We start from the raw sequence: 15,699 nt of genomic DNA on the forward strand, positions 1-15,699 counted from the left end.
TCCCCTTCCCCTTCCCCTTCCCACGCCCCAAGCCGCAGCCCCTCCCTTGCACCCCCTCCGATCAGAACTAAGCTTGTTGCCTCAGTAGCCCTCGCTGCCAATCCAGCGAGACAGACGCGACGCACAGCCTGACGCCGCCAGCAGAAAAAGCTTGACCGTTCGATCAGAAAAAAGCGAAAAACGGTACACATTACAAATATTTATTTGTGTACAATCGACCAAGCCCCAACACCGCGGGACATCGGTGGACGGGTGTGGACACGGGTCGGCGCAAGGATCCTTGCGTTGCCATAACCCAGGTGGTTATCGATACTGGCGCCGATTTTTTCAACCAACAAGAACACCAAAACCGTGGAACCTTAGCAATGAGCACAGCAATCAGTCCGACTGCTTATAACTATAAGGTCGTCCGCCAGTTCGCCATCATGACGGTGGTCTGGGGGATCCTTGGCATGGGGCTTGGGGTGTACATCGCCTCGCAGCTGGTATGGCCACAGCTGAACCTCGACCTGCCCTGGACGAGCTTCGGCCGCCTGCGCCCCCTGCACACCAACCTGGTGATTTTCGCCTTCGGCGGCTGTGCACTGTTCGCCACCAGCTACTACGTGGTGCAGCGAACCTGCCAGACGCGGTTGATCTCCGACAGCATGGCCGCCTTCACCTTCTGGGGCTGGCAGGCAGTGATCATCGGGGCACTGGTGACCTTGCCGATGGGCTACACCACCACCAAGGAATACGCCGAGCTGGAATGGCCGATCGCGATTCTGCTGGCCATCGTCTGGGTCACCTACGCCTTGGTGTTCTTCGGCACCATCGTCAAGCGCAAGACCAAGCACATCTACGTCGGTAACTGGTTCTACGGTGCCTTCATCGTGGTCACCGCGATGTTGCACATCGTCAACCACATGTCCCTGCCGGTAAGCCTGTTCAAGTCGTACTCGGCCTACTCCGGCGCCACCGATGCGATGATCCAGTGGTGGTACGGCCACAACGCGGTGGGCTTCTTCCTCACCACCGGCTTCCTGGGGATGATGTACTACTTCGTGCCCAAGCAGGCCGAGCGGCCGATCTACTCGTATCGCCTGTCGATCGTCCACTTCTGGGCGCTGATCACCCTGTACATCTGGGCCGGCCCGCACCACCTGCACTACACCGCCCTGCCGGACTGGGCCCAGTCGCTGGGCATGGTGATGTCGATCATCCTGCTGGCACCGAGCTGGGGCGGCATGATCAACGGCATGATGACCCTCTCCGGCGCCTGGCACAAATTGCGCACCGACCCGATCCTGCGTTTCCTGGTGGTATCGCTGGCGTTCTATGGCATGTCCACCTTCGAAGGCCCGATGATGGCCATCAAGACCGTGAACTCGCTGTCGCACTACACCGACTGGACCATCGGCCACGTCCATGCCGGCGCCCTTGGCTGGGTAGCGATGATCTCTATCGGCGCGGTCTACCACATGATCCCCAAACTGTATGGCCGCGAGCAGATGCACAGCGTCGGCCTGATCAACGCGCACTTCTGGCTGGCCACCATCGGCACCGTACTGTACATCGCCTCGATGTGGGTCAACGGCATCACCCAGGGCCTGATGTGGCGGGCGATCAACGACGACGGCACGCTGACCTACTCGTTCGTCGAAGCCCTGCAAGCCAGTCACCCGGGCTACATCGTCCGTGCCCTGGGCGGTGCGTTCTTCGCCTCCGGCATGCTGCTGATGGCCTACAACGTGTTCCGCACCGTACGCGCCGCCAACCCGGCGCAGGCTGAAGAAGCCGCCAAGATCGTCGTCGTGGGAGCGCACTGATGAAGCATGAAGCAGTCGAGAAGAACATAGGCCTGCTGGCCTTCTTCATGGTCATCGCCGTGAGTGTCGGTGGCCTGACCCAGATCGTCCCACTGTTCTTCCAGGACGTCACCAACAAACCCGTTGAGGGCATGAAGCCGCGCACCGCGCTGGAACTCGAAGGCCGTGACATCTACATCCGCGAAGGTTGCGTCGGTTGCCACTCGCAGATGATCCGCCCGTTCCGCGCCGAAACCGAACGCTATGGCCACTACTCGGTCGCAGGCGAGAGCGTCTGGGACCACCCGTTCCTGTGGGGCTCCAAGCGCACCGGGCCGGACCTGGCCCGTGTCGGCGGTCGCTACTCGGATGATTGGCACCGCGCGCACCTCTACAACCCACGCAACGTAGTGCCTGAGTCGAAGATGCCCTCTTACCCGTGGCTGGTGGAGAACAAACTCGACGGCAAAGACACCGCGAAGAAGATGGAAGTACTGCGCACCCTCGGCGTGCCGTACACCGATGCCGACATCGCCGGCGCCCGCGACGCGGTCAAGGGCAAGACCGAGATGGACGCGATCGTCGCGTACCTGCAAGGCCTTGGCACCATCATCAAGAGCAAACGGTGACGCTGATGGATATCGGGATGATTCGCGGCCTGGGCACCGTCGTGGTGATGGTGGCCTTCGTGGGCCTGGCGCTGTGGGTATTCAGCCCACGGCGCAAGCGGGAGTTCGACGAGGCGACCCTGTTGCCCTTCGCGGATGATCCAGAGGCCACCCGGCACGTCGAACAAGCGCAAGAGAAAGCTTCTGGGAGCAAACAACAATGACAACCTTCTGGAGTCTGTACGTCACCGTCCTGACCCTGGGCACCATCTTCTCGCTGACCTGGCTGTTGCTGTCGACCCGCAAGGGCCAGCGCGAAGAGGTCACCGACGAGATCGTCGGACACGCCTTCGATGGCATCGAGGAATACGACAACCCACTGCCCAAGTGGTGGTTCTGGCTGTTCGTCGGCACCATCATCTTCGCCCTCGGTTACCTGGTGCTCTACCCGGGGCTGGGCAATTGGAAGGGCGTGTTGCCAGGCTATTCATACCTGGATAACGACAAGAAGACCGAGTTCGCCAATGGCCAGGCAGGCTGGACCGGCGTGCACGAATGGGAAAAGGAAATGGCCAAGGCCGATGCCCGCTTCGGGCCGATCTTCGCCAAGTTCGCCGCGATGCCCATCGAGGAAGTGGCCAAGGACCCGCAAGCGTTGAAAATGGGCGCGCGACTGTTCGCCTCCAACTGCTCGGTGTGTCACGGCTCCGACGCCAAGGGCGCCTACGGCTTCCCCAACCTCACCGACAGCGACTGGCGCTGGGGCGGCGAGCCCGAGACCATCAAGACCACCATCATGGGCGGCCGCCACGGCGTAATGCCGGCCTGGGCCGAGGTGATCGGTGAGCAGGGCGTGGCCGACGTGGCCGCATTCGTGGTCAGCAAACTCGATGGCCGTGCGTTGCCTGAAGGTGTCAAAGCCGATGCAGAGAACGGCCAGAAGATCTTCGCCGCCAACTGCGTGGCCTGCCACGGGCCTGAAGGCAAGGGTACACCGGCCATGGGCGCGCCTAACCTGACCCACCCTCAGGCGTTCATCTACGGTTCGAGCTTCGCCCAGCTGCAACAAACCATTCGCTATGGTCGCCAGGGACAGATGCCGGCCCAGGAGCAGTTGCAGGGCAATGACAAGGTGCACTTGCTGGCGGCTTATGTGTACAGCCTGTCGCACCAAGCGGAACCGGCCAAGGCTGAATAAGCAATAAGCAGGGCTGGCCTCTTCGCGGGTGAAACCGCTCCCACAGGGATCGTGCACACCCGCGAAGAGGCCGCCGCAGGTACCGCATTTCTAGCAAGCTGATGATCTGGATCAATTGACACCCGCCATAACACGATTCATACCACGAACCCAACGCGACTAAGTGTCGCAGCGCGACCCCGGCGCGCCATCAGCGGCGTATCATGGGGCGCAGAGCGCTAGCAGAATGCGCGAGACCGCGGCCGGCAAGCACTGGCCGAGGCATTTCTCCACTGCCGTGGGACTTGATGATGAGCAAGCAAATTCCGGTACATGACGTCACCCCGCCTGCCAGCAAAGGGAAGGATTCCGTCGACCTCTACGCCTCCCGAGAGAAAATCTACACCCGCGCCTTCACCGGTGTGTTCCGCAGGCTGCGCATGGTTGGCGGCGCGGTACTGTTCCTGCTGTACTTTGGCACCGTGTGGTTGAACTGGGGCGGGCACCAGGCCGTGTGGTGGAACCTGCCGGAGCGCAAGTTCTACATCTTCGGCGCTACCATCTGGCCGCAGGATTTCATCCTGCTGTCGGGGATCCTCATCGTCGCTGCCTTCGGCCTGTTCTTCATCACTGTGTTCGCCGGCCGGGTGTGGTGCGGCTACACCTGCCCGCAAAGCGTGTGGACCTGGATCTTCATGTGGTGCGAAAAAGTCACGGAGGGTGACCGCAACCAGCGCATGAAGCTCGACAGGGCGCCGATGAGCGGCAACAAATTCCTGCGCAAGTTCGCCAAACACAGCCTGTGGCTGCTGATCGGTTTCGTCACCGGCATGACCTTCGTCGGCTATTTCTCGCCGATCCGCGAACTGGCCGTTGAATTCTTCACAGGCCAAGCCGATGGCTGGGCCTACTTCTGGGTCGGCTTCTTCACCCTGGCCACCTACGGCAACGCCGGCTGGCTGCGTGAGCAAGTCTGTGTGTACATGTGCCCCTATGCGCGCTTCCAGAGCGTGATGTTCGACAAGGACACCCTGATCGTTTCCTACGACCCGCGACGCGGCGAAACCCGCGGCCCGCGCAAGAAGGATATCGACTACAAGGCCCAGGGTCTGGGCGACTGCATCGACTGCACCATGTGCGTCCAGGTCTGCCCTACCGGTATCGACATCCGTGACGGCCTGCAGATCGAGTGCATCGGCTGCGCCGCCTGCATCGACGCCTGCGACAGCATCATGGACAAGATGAACTACCCCAGGGGCCTGATCAGCTACACCACCGAGCACAACCTCTCGGGTCAGAAGACCCACATGCTGCGCCCACGGTTGATCGGCTACGCCGTGGTGCTGCTGATCATGATCGGCGCCCTGGCCACGGCGTTCGCCACCCGTTCGCTGGTCGGATTCGACGTCAGCAAGGACCGGGTGCTGTACCGCGAGAACGCCCAGGGCCGGATCGAGAACGTGTACAGCCTCAAGGTGATGAACAAGGACCAGCGCGACCATGTGTATGTGCTCGATGCCGCTGGCCTGCCGGACCTGAGGCTCGAAGGCCAGCGCGAAATACGTGTGGCCGCAGGCGATATCGTCAGCCTGCCGGTGCAGCTGTCGGTCGCGCCCGAGAAACTGCCATCGACCACCAACGAAATCACTTTCATCCTCAAGAGCGCCGACGACAGCGCCAGCGAGGTTGAAGCCAAGAGCCGCTTCATCGGCCCCCAGATCCGCTGAGAGAGAACCACAAAAATGCCTGCCGCCACCGCCGCCAGCCCTTGGTACAAGCACCTCTGGCCCTGGATCATCATCGGCATCCTCACCACCTCGGTGTGCCTGAGCCTGACCATGGTCAGTATCGCCGTGCGCAACCCGGACAACCTGGTCAACGACAACTACTACGAGGCAGGTAAAGGCATCAATCGCTCCTTGGACCGCGAACTGCTGGCCCAGACCCTCAACCTCAAGGCCAGTGTGCACCTGGATGAGTTGACCGGCGAAGTCGAGGTGCGCCTGACCGGCAACAGTGACCCGCAGCAGTTGGAACTGAACCTGATTTCACCCACCCAACCGGACAAGGACCGCAAGGTGCTGCTGAGCCGTGCCGAGGTCGGGCGCTATATCGGCCAGTTGGATGACAAGGTCGATGGACGGCGTTTCGTCGAATTGCTGGGCAGCCAGGACGAGCATGTATGGCGCTTGTTCGAAGAAGAGAAGGTGGAGCATGGCCTGACCTTGCAGCTGGGCGACGAGGCCCTGCAAGGGGCCGAGCACCAGTAATGACCCGGCACACGACCGGGGGCGCTCTGAGCGTTGCGCGCGATCATTCGTGGGAGCGGCCCTGTGTCGCGAAAGGGCCGCGAAGCAGCCCCAACCCTGTCAAGACATAAGACTGCCCCAAGATGACCCACCCCACCCCTTGCTACCACTGCGCCATGCCCGTCCCCGCCGGCAGTCGATTCACTGCCGTGGTCCTTGGGCAATCGCGGCAGTTCTGCTGCCCCGGTTGCCAGGCGGTAGCCGAGTCCATCGTTGCGGGGGGCCTGGAGCATTACTACCAACACCGCAGCGACAGCAGTTCCAACCCCGAAGCGCTGCCAAAGCAGTTGCAGGATGAGCTGGCGCTATACGATCGTAACGACGTACAACAGACCTTCGTTCGCCATGCTGGGGAACTGGCCGAGGCCACCTTGCTGGTCGAGGGCATCAGCTGCGCCGCCTGTGGCTGGCTGATCGAAAAACACCTGGGCAGTCTGCCTGGAGTCGCCGAGGCGCGGCTGAACCTGTCCAACCACCGCCTGCTGCTGAGCTGGGATGACCACCAGCTACCGTTGTCGCGCCTGCTGGCCGAGTTGCGCCTGATCGGCTACGCCGCCCACCCCTATCAGCCCGACCAGGCCGCCGAACGCCTGGCCCAGGAAAACCGCAGCGCCCTGCGCCGCCTGGGTGTGGCCGGGCTGCTATGGTTCCAGGCGATGATGGCGACCATGGCCACCTGGCCGGAATTCAACATCGACCTGTCACCCGAACTGCACACCATCCTGCGCTGGGTGGCGCTGTTTCTGACCATTCCCATCGTGTTCTACAGCTGCGCGCCGCTCTTCAAAGGGGCCGCGCGAGACCTGCGCACCCGTCACCTGACCATGGATGTTTCGGTCTCGCTGGCAATCGCCCTGGCCTTCGGCGCTGGGATCTGGACCGCCATCACCGGCAGCGGCGAGCTGTACTTCGATACCGTCGGCATGTTCGCCCTGTTCCTGCTCACTGGCCGCTACCTCGAACGGCGCGCCCGCGAGCGTACCGCCGCGGCGACTGCCCAGCTGGTGAACCTGCTGCCGGCGTCATGCCTGCGACTGGATGCCAGTGGCAAGACCGAGCGCATTCTGCTCGCAGAGCTGCAATGCGGCGACACCGTGCAGGTCCTTCCCGGCGCGGTGATTCCCGCCGACGGGCGCATCGTCGAAGGCCGCTCCAGTATCGATGAATCGCTGCTCACTGGCGAATACCTGCCTCAACCCCGTAAGCCGGGCGAGCGGGTGACCGGCGGCACCCTGAACGTCGAGAGCACCCTGAACGTGCAGGTCGAGGCCCTGGGGCATGACTCCCGGCTGTCGGCCATCGTCCGCCTGCTGGAGCGGGCGCAGACGGAAAAACCGCGCCTGGCGGAAATCGCCGACCGCGCCTCGCAAGGCTTCCTGTTGTTCAGCCTGGTAGCGGCGGTGGCCATCGGACTGTGGTGGTGGCACCTGGACCCAAGCCGGGCGTTCTGGATTGTCCTGGCCATGCTGGTGGCGACCTGCCCTTGCGCACTGTCCCTGGCCACCCCCACCGCCCTGACCGCCGCTACCGGTACCCTGCACAAACTTGGCCTGCTGGTGACCCGTGGCCATGTGCTGGAGGGCCTGAACCAGATCGACACGGTGATCTTCGACAAGACCGGCACCCTCACCGAAGGCCGCCTGGCGCTGCGCAGCATCCGCCCGCTGGGCTCACTGCCCGCCGACCGCTGCCTGGCCCTGGCGGCCGCCCTCGAAAACCGCTCCGAACACCCCATCGCCCGCGCTTTCGGCCGCACCGCCCGGTCGGCCGACGACGTGCAGACCGTGCCTGGGCTTGGCCTGGAAGGACGGGTGGACGGTCAGCGACTGCGGATCGGCCAGGCCACCTTCGTCTGCGCCCTGAGCGGCGCCGAGATCCCCGGCGTCCCAGAGCCCCGCGGCCAATGGCTGCTGCTGGGGGATCGCCAAGGCCCGCTGGCCTGGTTTGGCCTGGACGACCGCCTGCGCGAGGACGCCGCTGACCTGCTGGCCGCCTGCAAGGCTCGCGGCTGGCGCACCCTGCTGCTGTCCGGCGACAGCTCACCGATGGTCGCCGAAGTGGCCGCGCAACTGGGCATCGACCAGGCCATCGGTGGTCTGCGTCCGGACGACAAGCTGGACCGCCTCAAGGCACTGCAGTCAGCAGGCTGCAAGGTGCTGATGCTGGGTGACGGGGTCAACGACGTGCCGGTGCTGGCTGCCGCCGACATCAGCATCGCCATGGGCAGCGCCACGGACCTTGCGAAAACCAGCGCTGATGCCGTGCTGTTGTCCAACCGCCTGCAGGCCTTGGTGCAGGCCTTCGACCTGGCTCGCCGCACTCGCCGCAACATCATCGAGAACCTGCTCTGGGCAACGCTGTATAATGGCCTCATGTTGCCGTTCGCCGCGCTCGGCTGGATCACTCCGGTATGGGCCGCCATCGGCATGTCGGTCAGCTCGCTGATCGTGGTCCTCAATGCCCTGCGCCTGACCCGGCCGCCAGGCAGGCCGGCCGCCAGCAGCCATCCGCAACCCGCCACGGCCTGACCAGGAGCCCACCATGCCAGCCCTCTATGTCATGATCCCGGCCGCCCTGCTGCTCGTTGGCGTGGCGGTGTACATCTTTTTCTGGGCGGTGGACAGCGGCCAGTACGACGACCTCGAAAGCCCGGCCCACAGCATTCTTTTCGACGACCAGGACCCCCGTCACCAGGCTGCCGTGAAGGGCGACGAGGCGCATATCGACGACAAGGAACCACCTTCCCGTGCCTGAACTGCTTCCCCTGCTGGGCTCGGCACTGGTGCTGGGACTGCTCGGCGGCGGCCACTGCCTGGGCATGTGTGGCGGCCTGATGGGCGCCCTGACTCTGGCGATTCCGCCAGAACAGCGCGGTCGTCGCCTGCGTTTGCTAATGGCCTACAACATGGGCCGGATTCTCAGTTATGGCTGTGCCGGCCTGCTGCTGGGCCTGGCCGGCTGGGCCGTGGCCAGCAGCCCTGCCGCCCTGGCGTTGCGGGTGATGGCAGCGCTGCTGCTCATAACGATGGGGTTGTATCTGGCCGGCTGGTGGAGTGGACTGACCCGTATCGAAGCGCTGGGGCGTGGCCTGTGGCGGCATATCCAGCCAGTCGCCTCACGCCTGATGCCCGTCTCCAGCGTACCCCGCGCCCTGCTGCTGGGGGCACTGTGGGGCTGGTTGCCGTGCGGTCTGGTGTACAGCACCTTGCTGTGGTCGGCCAGCCAAGGCAATGCCGGTTACAGCGCAGCCTTGATGCTGGCATTCGGAGTCGGCACCTGGCCGGTGCTGCTGGCCACGGGTTTGGCGGCAGAACGTGTGAACGGGCTGTTGCGACGACGCAGTGTGCGTGTGGCCGGCGGTGTACTGGTGATCGTGTTTGGCCTGTGGACCCTGCCCGGGCCACATCAGCATTGGCTCATGGGGCATTGATCGTCAGCAGCCCCAGCGGGAACGCGCTGACGCTGTAGGAACGAGCTCGCGGGCAAGTAGGCCGCACGACGCGCCCCCATGGCCCTTGATACAAATCAACACAGTTTCCTACAGACGCCCCTAGACTCCGGACACTGCTGCTCTTTCCGGGGACTGCCCACATGCTCGACGACCTACGTTGGGATTCCGACCTGATCCGCCGCTACGACCTGGCCGGACCACGCTACACCTCCTACCCGACCGCCGTGCAACTGCACAGCGAAGTGGGTTCGTTCGACTTGCTGCACGCCCTGCGCGAAAGCCGCCGAGCCGTGCGCCCGCTGTCGCTCTATGTGCATGTGCCGTTCTGCGCCAACATCTGCTACTACTGCGCCTGCAACAAAGTCATCACCAAGGACCGCGGCCGTGCCGCGCCTTACCTGCAGCGCCTGGAGCAGGAGATCCAACTGATCGCCTGCCACCTGGACCCTAAACAACGTGTTGAACAGCTGCACTTCGGCGGCGGCACGCCGACCTTCCTCAGCCATGTGGAATTGCGCCAGCTTATGGCCACCTTGCGCCAGCACTTCCACCTGCTGGACGACGACTCGGGCGACTACGGCATCGAGATCGACCCACGCGAGGCCGACTGGTCCACCATGGGCTTGCTCCGCGAGCTGGGCTTCAACCGTGTCAGCCTGGGCGTCCAGGACCTCGACCCGGCCGTGCAACGGGCCGTCAATCGTCTGCAGAGCCTGGAGCAGACCCGCACCTTGATCGAAGCGGCGCGCACCCTGCAGTTCCGCTCAGTGAACCTGGACCTGATCTATGGCCTGCCCAAGCAGACCCCCGAAGGCTTCGCCCGCACGGTCGAGGAAGTGATCCGCCTGCAGCCCGATCGCCTGTCGGTGTTCAACTACGCCCACCTGCCCGAGCGCTTCATGCCGCAACGGCGCATCGACAGCAACGACCTGCCCAGCCCCGCCGCCAAGCTCGAAATGCTCCACGCCACCATCGACCAGCTCACCGCCGCCGGGTACCGCTACATCGGCATGGACCACTTCGCCCTGCCCGACGACGAACTGGCCATCGCCCAGGAAGAAGGCACCCTGCAGCGCAACTTCCAGGGTTACACCACCCATGGACACTGCGACCTGATCGGCCTGGGAGTTTCGGCCATCAGCCAGATCGGCGACCTGTACTGCCAGAACAGCAGCGACCTCAACACCTATCAGGACGCCCTTTCCAATGCACAGCTGGCCACCCAGCGCGGCCTGCTGTGCAACCAGGACGACCGCGTGCGCCGCGCAGTGATCCAGCAGCTGATCTGCCACTTCGAACTTGACTTCGCGCCCATCGAACAGGCCTACACCATCGATTTTCGTGGGTACTTCAATGACCTTTGGCCACAGCTGCTGACCTTGCAGCGGGACGGCCTGATCCGCCTGGACGACAAAGGGATCCGTATCCTGCCGGCAGGCCGCCTGCTGGCGCGCTCGGTGTGCATGGTGTTCGACGCCTATCTGACCCTGCACAACCACCAACGCTTTTCACGGGTCATCTGAACAGACGAGTCGCATTACCACATGGACAACCTACCTTGCCAGGGACACTATGGGCAGATCGCGAGCCAAGGCATACCCCGCTTAGGCTGCACCAGTTCGCACCACAACTGCGCACACTGGCCTACAACCTATGCCGTGAGTTACCCTTACGGCTTATGTGTGTTTCCCACAAGGATCGATTCAAATGTCCGAGCCAGTCAAACTGCGCCCCCACAACCAGGCCCATTGCAAGGATTGCAGCCTGGCCCCTCTGTGCCTACCTCTTTCGCTCAATCTGGAAGACATGGATGCACTGGATGAAATCGTCAAGCGTGGGCGGCCGCTGAAGAAAGGCGAATTCCTGTTCCGACAGGGGGACAATTTCGGTTCGGTCTATGCAGTACGCTCCGGCGCCCTCAAGACGTTCAGCCTGAGCGACAGTGGCGAAGAGCAGATCACCGGCTTCCACCTGCCCAGCGAGCTGGTCGGCTTGTCGGGCATGGACACCGAGGCGTACCCGGTGTCGGCCCAGGCCCAGGAAACCACCTCGGTCTGCGAAATCCCGTTCGAGCGCCTCGACGAGCTTTCGGTGCAGCTTCCACAGCTCCGCCGCCAGCTGATGCGGGTGATGAGCCGCGAAATCCGCGACGATCAGCAGATGATGCTGCTGCTCTCGAAGAAAACCGCCGATGAGCGCATCGCCACCTTCCTGGTCAACCTGTCCGCCCGCTTCCGCGCCCGTGGCTACTCGGCCAACCAGTTCCGCCTGAGCATGTCGCGCAATGAAATCGGCAACTACCTGGGCCTTGCCGTGGAAACCGTGTCGCGGGTGTTCACCCGCTTCCAGCAGAACGGCCTGATTCGCGCCGAGGGCAAGGAAGTGCACATCCTCGACCCGATCCAGCTTTGCGCGCTGGCCGGTGGTGCAATGGAGGCCTGAGGTCGCAGCTAACGAGGTATACTTGCGCATTCGTTTTCCCAGGATACCTGCAACAATGCACAGCGATGCCTTCGACCTCAAAGCCCTGATCCGCCCGGTAGTGGACTTCCCCAAGCCGGGCGTGATCTTCCGCGACATTACCCCCTTGTTCCAGTCGCCGCGCGGGCTGCGCTATGTCGCCGACCAGTTCATCGAGCGTTATGTCGAGACCGAGTTCAGCCATATCGGCGCGATGGATGCACGCGGCTTTTTGATCGGCTCGATCATCGCCCACCAGTTGAACAAACCCCTGATCCTGTTCCGCAAGCAGGGCAAGCTGCCGGCCGACGTACTGTCAGAGGGTTACCAGACCGAGTACGGCGAAGCCTTCCTTGAAGTGCACGCCGACAGCCTGTGCGAGGGTGATTCGGTGTTGATCTTCGATGACCTGATCGCGACCGGCGGCACGCTGCTGGCAGCGGCGAACCTGGTACGTCGCACTGGCGCGCAGGTGTTCGAGGCGGCGGCGATCATCGACCTGCCGGAGCTTGAAGGCTCGCGCAAGCTGCAGGCGGCTGGGGTGCCGACCTTCTGCCTGACCGAGTTCTCGCTGAGCGAATACTGAGTCGGGGCACCACGACAAGCCGGCTCCCACACTGTCCGGATCACCGCCGTACCTGTAGGAGCCTGCTTACCCGCGAACACGGGCAAGCCCGTGTCAGATCACAACGAAATCGGCTTGCGCCCGGCGAAGGCATGGGCCAGCGTCCCGCCATCCACCAGCTCCAGTTCGCCACCCAGCGGCACGCCATGGGCAATGCGCGAGGCCACCAGGCCCTTCTCGGCTAGCAACTGCGCGATGTAATGGGCCGTCGCCTCCCCTTCCACCGTAGGGTTGGTCGCCAGGATCACCTCGGTAAACGTCCCCTGCTCTTCGATGCGCGCCATCAACTGCGGCACGCCGATCGCCTCTGGCCCCAGGCCATCCAGTGGAGACAAATGCCCCTTGAGCACGAAGTACCGGCCGCGGTAGCCGGTCTGCTCGACCGCATACACATCCATCGGCCCTTCCACCACGCACAGCTGGGTATCGTCGCGACGTGGGTCGGCACATTGCGGACACAGTGCCTGCTCGGTGAGCGTACGGCACTGCTGGCAATGACCCACACCTTCCATGGCCTGGCTCAGAGCTTGCGCCAGGCGGGTACCACCGCTGCGGTCGCGCTCAAGCAGTTGCAGGGCCATGCGCTGGGCAGTTTTCTGGCCGACACCCGGCAGAATGCGCAAGGCGTCGATCAGTTGGCGGATCAGGGGGCTGAAGCTCATGTGTGCAGGCCTGTGAATTCAAGAAACAGAACGAACAAGGGAGCAACGACCCAGCGGCCGTTGCTCCCCAATTTGACGCAAGAGCCCGATCAGAACGGCATCTTGAAGCCCGGCGGCAACTGCATGCCGGCCGTCATGCTGCCCATTTTTTCCTGGCTGTTCTGCTCGACCTTGCGTACGGCGTCATTGAGCGCGGCCGCGATCAGGTCTTCGAGCACTTCCTTGTCGTCTGCGTCGGTCGACATCAGGCTCTGGTCGATGCTGACGCGCTTGACGTCGTGACGACCGGTCATCACCACGCTCACCAAGCCGCCACCGGACTGGCCGGTGACTTCGGCGTTGGCCAGCTCTTCCTGCATCTTCTGCATTTTTTCCTGCATCTGCTGGGCCTGCTTCATCAGGCCGGCCATGCCACCTTTCATCATGGGGGTATACCTCGATTGGGTCGTGTGATGCAGCCCGACGGGTGGCCGGGCGCATGGTTATCCGTTACTGGCCCTGGCTGACCAGGGCGTCTACAGGCTCAATAGTATCGTGCCGGACCGTGGCACCGAACAGTTTGATCATCTGCTGGATCAAGGGGTCCTGCTCGATCGACACCACCGCCTCATGCTGGCGCTCGGCGCGCTTGCGCGATGCGGCTTGGGCGGGCGTCTCCTGCTCGGGGCGCACCAACTCGATCCTAAGGTTCAGGGTACGCCCCAGGTGCTGGTTGAGCGCTTCGTTCAAGCGGCGCTGCTGAGTGCTGTTGAACAGCGCGCCCTGCCCGGGATCCAGGTGCAACAGCCAGTCATCACCGTCTGCCGCGATCAGCGTACAGTTTGCCGCGATGTTGCCTGTCATACCGGAGACAGGCAACTGTGGGAATAATTCCAGCCATTGCAAGGCCAGACCGGTGGCTGGCTGGGCAGCAGGCAACGGCTCTGGGGCTGCGACAGGCTGGTCTTCCTGAACGTGTTCGGCCAATTCGTCGAGGTAGCTGAAGCCCATCGGCTCGCTGTCGCCAGCATAGTAGTCGTCGTCCATCGGCGGCTCATCGTCACGGTCCATGCCTGCTGGAGCATAGGCATTCGGATCGAACGGTGGCGCCTCGAAGGCTGGCGGTGCGCTTGGTGGCTCGGGCTTCACAGGCACAGGCGCCGGAACGGGCTCGATGGCCTTCGGAGCTGGCTGGGCCGCGGGCTCCTCCCACGGCAGGTCGACAACCTCTTCTACAGGTGCAGGCTCCGAATGAGCCACTTCTGGCTCAGCTTCCGGCGCCGGCTCCGCGACCACCTGCTCGACCGCAGGCGCCGGCGGCGCCTCGACAACGGGCGACGCAACAGCAACCGCCGCCGCTGCCACCGGTTTCGCAGAATCAGCTGTGGCCTGGCTGATCCCCACCGGCTTTAGTACCGGTTTCGGCGCATCGTCGGTATCGGCCGGACGGAACGCCAGCATGCGCAACAGCACCATCTCGAAGCCGCCCCGAGGGTCCGGCGCCAACGGCAGGTCACGACGGCCGATCAGGCCCATCTGGTAATAGAACTGCACGTCCTCGGCGGGCAACGCCGCCGCCAGGGCCAGCACTCGCTCACGATCGCCCTGGCCATTGTCCACCGCCTCTGGCAAAGCCTGGGCGATGGCCACCCGGTGCAACACATTGAGCATTTCAGCCAGTACGCCACTCCAGTCCGGCCCTTGCTCGGCCAGGTTGCGCACCGCTTCGAGCAGGGCACGGGCATCGCCTTCCAGCAACGCCTGGAGCACGCCATAGACCTGGCCATGGTCAAGGCTGCCGAGCATGGCACGCACGTCAGCGGCCAGCACCTTACCCTCACCGAAGGCGATGGCTTGGTCGGTAAGGCTCATGGCGTCGCGCATCGAGCCATCGGCGGCACGTCCGAGCAACCACAGCGCATCCGGCTCGAACGGCACGTTCTCGGCCGTGAGCACGTGACTCAGGTGCTCGACCACCCGCTCGGGGCTCATGTTCTTCAGCGAGAACTGCAAGCAACGCGACAAGATGGTGGCCGGCAGCTTCTGCGGGTCGGTGGTGGCCAGGATGAACTTGACGTAGGGCGGCGGCTCTTCCAGCGTCTTGAGCAAGGCGTTGAACGAGTGAGTGGACAGCATGTGCACTTCGTCGATCAGGTAGACCTTGAAGCGTCCGCGGCTTGGCGCGTACTGCACGTTATCGAGCAGTTCGCGGGTGTCTTCCACCTTGGTTCGGCTGGCGGCGTCGATCTCGATCAGGTCGACGAAACGGCCCTCGTCGATCTCACGGCACACCGAACAGGTGCCACAAGGCGTGGACGTGATGCCGGTTTCGCAGTTCAGGCATTTGGCTATGATGCGCGCAATGGTAGTCTTGCCGACCCCGCGGGTGCCGGTGAACAGGTAGGCGTGATGCAGGCGCTGATTGTCTAGCGCGTTGATCAAGGCCTTGAGCACATGGGTCTGGCCGACCATTTCGCGGAACGAGCGCGGACGCCATTTACGTGCAAGAACCTGATAACTCATCGAAAAACCATCGTAGCCTGATCGAGCGAAGGATCGCTAATCCTAGCGGAGCGGGGGCAAAATTGCACCCTGCGCGGTTCGTCTAAGCTAAGGAACTGGCGCAGGAAGTTCCGGGAGG

15 protein-coding genes are annotated in these 15,699 nt (G+C 63.4%); 12 read left to right on the forward strand and 3 right to left on the reverse strand.

The annotated features are described in order from the left end of the window. The first annotated feature begins 365 nt into the window (after positions 1-365). From ccoN to H620_RS0114710, 12 genes are all read left to right on the forward strand, one after another. Positions 366-1,808 carry a cytochrome-c oxidase, cbb3-type subunit I gene (gene ccoN / locus H620_RS0114655; RefSeq protein WP_023381406.1) on the forward strand — a complete coding sequence of 481 codons (1,443 nt, stop codon included), beginning with the start codon at positions 366-368 and terminating at the stop codon, positions 1,806-1,808. Then, positions 1,808-2,416, forward strand: a complete 609-nt coding sequence (ccoO, locus tag H620_RS0114660; protein WP_023381407.1) for a cytochrome-c oxidase, cbb3-type subunit II — start codon at positions 1,808-1,810, stop codon at positions 2,414-2,416. The genes ccoN and ccoO overlap by 1 nt, the downstream gene beginning before the upstream one ends. 5 nt (positions 2,417-2,421) lie before the next feature. After that, complete coding sequence (locus H620_RS0114665; protein WP_023381408.1) at positions 2,422-2,619, forward strand: CcoQ/FixQ family Cbb3-type cytochrome c oxidase assembly chaperone; 198 nt, start codon at positions 2,422-2,424, stop codon at positions 2,617-2,619. Beyond that, positions 2,616-3,593, forward strand: a complete 978-nt coding sequence (gene ccoP / locus H620_RS0114670; RefSeq protein ID WP_023381409.1) for a cytochrome-c oxidase, cbb3-type subunit III — start codon at positions 2,616-2,618, stop codon at positions 3,591-3,593. Before H620_RS0114665 ends, ccoP begins: the two co-directional genes overlap by 4 nt. A 290-nt stretch (positions 3,594-3,883) precedes the next feature. Then, entirely contained in the window at positions 3,884-5,299 is a 1,416-nt protein-coding gene (gene ccoG, locus H620_RS0114675; RefSeq protein WP_023381410.1) for a cytochrome c oxidase accessory protein CcoG, read from the forward strand. A gap of 15 nt (positions 5,300-5,314) precedes the next feature. Continuing rightward, entirely contained in the window at positions 5,315-5,842 is a 528-nt protein-coding gene (locus tag H620_RS0114680; RefSeq protein WP_023381411.1) for a FixH family protein, read from the forward strand. Positions 5,843-5,964: 122 nt separating this feature from the next. Beyond that, positions 5,965-8,409, forward strand: coding sequence for a heavy metal translocating P-type ATPase (locus H620_RS0114685; RefSeq protein WP_027907551.1), 2,445 nt, complete (start codon positions 5,965-5,967; stop codon positions 8,407-8,409). A 13-nt stretch (positions 8,410-8,422) separates the two neighbouring features. Further along, positions 8,423-8,635 (forward strand): cbb3-type cytochrome oxidase assembly protein CcoS, encoded by a 213-nt coding sequence (gene ccoS, locus H620_RS0114690; RefSeq protein WP_023381413.1) that lies wholly within the window; start codon positions 8,423-8,425, stop codon positions 8,633-8,635. Then, a complete protein-coding gene (locus tag H620_RS0114695; protein ID WP_027907552.1) occupies positions 8,628-9,311 on the forward strand; it encodes a sulfite exporter TauE/SafE family protein in 684 nt (227 codons plus the stop codon). Before ccoS ends, H620_RS0114695 begins: the two co-directional genes overlap by 8 nt. A 161-nt stretch (positions 9,312-9,472) precedes the next feature. Beyond that, on the forward strand, positions 9,473-10,855 hold the full coding sequence (hemN, locus tag H620_RS0114700) for an oxygen-independent coproporphyrinogen III oxidase (protein WP_023381415.1): 1,383 nt from the start codon (positions 9,473-9,475) through the stop codon (positions 10,853-10,855). A 184-nt stretch (positions 10,856-11,039) separates the two neighbouring features. Then, complete coding sequence (gene fnrA, locus H620_RS0114705) at positions 11,040-11,774, forward strand: Crp/Fnr family transcriptional regulator FnrA (RefSeq protein WP_015271145.1); 735 nt, start codon at positions 11,040-11,042, stop codon at positions 11,772-11,774. Between the two features lie 55 nt (positions 11,775-11,829). Further along, positions 11,830-12,378 carry an adenine phosphoribosyltransferase gene (locus tag H620_RS0114710; RefSeq protein WP_027907553.1) on the forward strand — a complete coding sequence of 183 codons (549 nt, stop codon included), beginning with the start codon at positions 11,830-11,832 and terminating at the stop codon, positions 12,376-12,378. A 98-nt stretch (positions 12,379-12,476) separates the two neighbouring features. Here H620_RS0114710 and recR read toward each other — a convergent pair whose 3' ends face one another. The 3 genes from recR to dnaX form a co-directional block, all read right to left on the reverse strand. Further along, positions 12,477-13,079 (reverse strand): recombination mediator RecR, encoded by a 603-nt coding sequence (gene recR / locus H620_RS0114715; RefSeq protein WP_023381417.1) that lies wholly within the window; start codon positions 13,077-13,079, stop codon positions 12,477-12,479. Positions 13,080-13,168: 89 nt separating this feature from the next. Then, positions 13,169-13,504, reverse strand: coding sequence for a YbaB/EbfC family nucleoid-associated protein (locus tag H620_RS0114720; RefSeq protein WP_023381418.1), 336 nt, complete (start codon positions 13,502-13,504; stop codon positions 13,169-13,171). 64 nt (positions 13,505-13,568) lie between these two features. Then, positions 13,569-15,581 (reverse strand): DNA polymerase III subunit gamma/tau, encoded by a 2,013-nt coding sequence (dnaX, locus tag H620_RS0114725; protein ID WP_027907554.1) that lies wholly within the window; start codon positions 15,579-15,581, stop codon positions 13,569-13,571. Positions 15,582-15,699 lie beyond the last annotated feature (118 nt).

This window comes from Pseudomonas taiwanensis DSM 21245, from assembly GCF_000425785.1.
In the GTDB taxonomy this organism is placed as follows: domain Bacteria; phylum Pseudomonadota; class Gammaproteobacteria; order Pseudomonadales; family Pseudomonadaceae; genus Aquipseudomonas; species Aquipseudomonas taiwanensis.

Excerpts from the sequence above, each read along its gene's own strand:
- ccoN (WP_023381406.1), top strand. The coding sequence starts at position 366 with ATGAGCACAGCAATCAGTCCGACTGCTTATAACTATAAGGTCGTCCGC.
- ccoO (WP_023381407.1), top strand. The coding sequence starts at position 1,808 with ATGAAGCATGAAGCAGTCGAGAAGAACATAGGCCTGCTGGCCTTCTTC.
- H620_RS0114665 (WP_023381408.1), top strand. The coding sequence starts at position 2,422 with ATGGATATCGGGATGATTCGCGGCCTGGGCACCGTCGTGGTGATGGTG.
- ccoP (WP_023381409.1), top strand. The coding sequence starts at position 2,616 with ATGACAACCTTCTGGAGTCTGTACGTCACCGTCCTGACCCTGGGCACC.
- ccoG (WP_023381410.1), top strand. The coding sequence starts at position 3,884 with ATGAGCAAGCAAATTCCGGTACATGACGTCACCCCGCCTGCCAGCAAA.
- H620_RS0114680 (WP_023381411.1), top strand. The coding sequence starts at position 5,315 with ATGCCTGCCGCCACCGCCGCCAGCCCTTGGTACAAGCACCTCTGGCCC.
- H620_RS0114685 (WP_027907551.1), top strand. The coding sequence starts at position 5,965 with ATGACCCACCCCACCCCTTGCTACCACTGCGCCATGCCCGTCCCCGCC.
- ccoS (WP_023381413.1), top strand. The coding sequence starts at position 8,423 with ATGCCAGCCCTCTATGTCATGATCCCGGCCGCCCTGCTGCTCGTTGGC.
- hemN (WP_023381415.1), top strand. The coding sequence starts at position 9,473 with ATGCTCGACGACCTACGTTGGGATTCCGACCTGATCCGCCGCTACGAC.
- fnrA (WP_015271145.1), top strand. The coding sequence starts at position 11,040 with ATGTCCGAGCCAGTCAAACTGCGCCCCCACAACCAGGCCCATTGCAAG.
- H620_RS0114710 (WP_027907553.1), top strand. The coding sequence starts at position 11,830 with ATGCACAGCGATGCCTTCGACCTCAAAGCCCTGATCCGCCCGGTAGTG.
- recR (WP_023381417.1), bottom strand. The coding sequence starts at position 13,079 with ATGAGCTTCAGCCCCCTGATCCGCCAACTGATCGACGCCTTGCGCATT.
- H620_RS0114720 (WP_023381418.1), bottom strand. The coding sequence starts at position 13,504 with ATGATGAAAGGTGGCATGGCCGGCCTGATGAAGCAGGCCCAGCAGATG.
- dnaX (WP_027907554.1), bottom strand. The coding sequence starts at position 15,581 with ATGAGTTATCAGGTTCTTGCACGTAAATGGCGTCCGCGCTCGTTCCGC.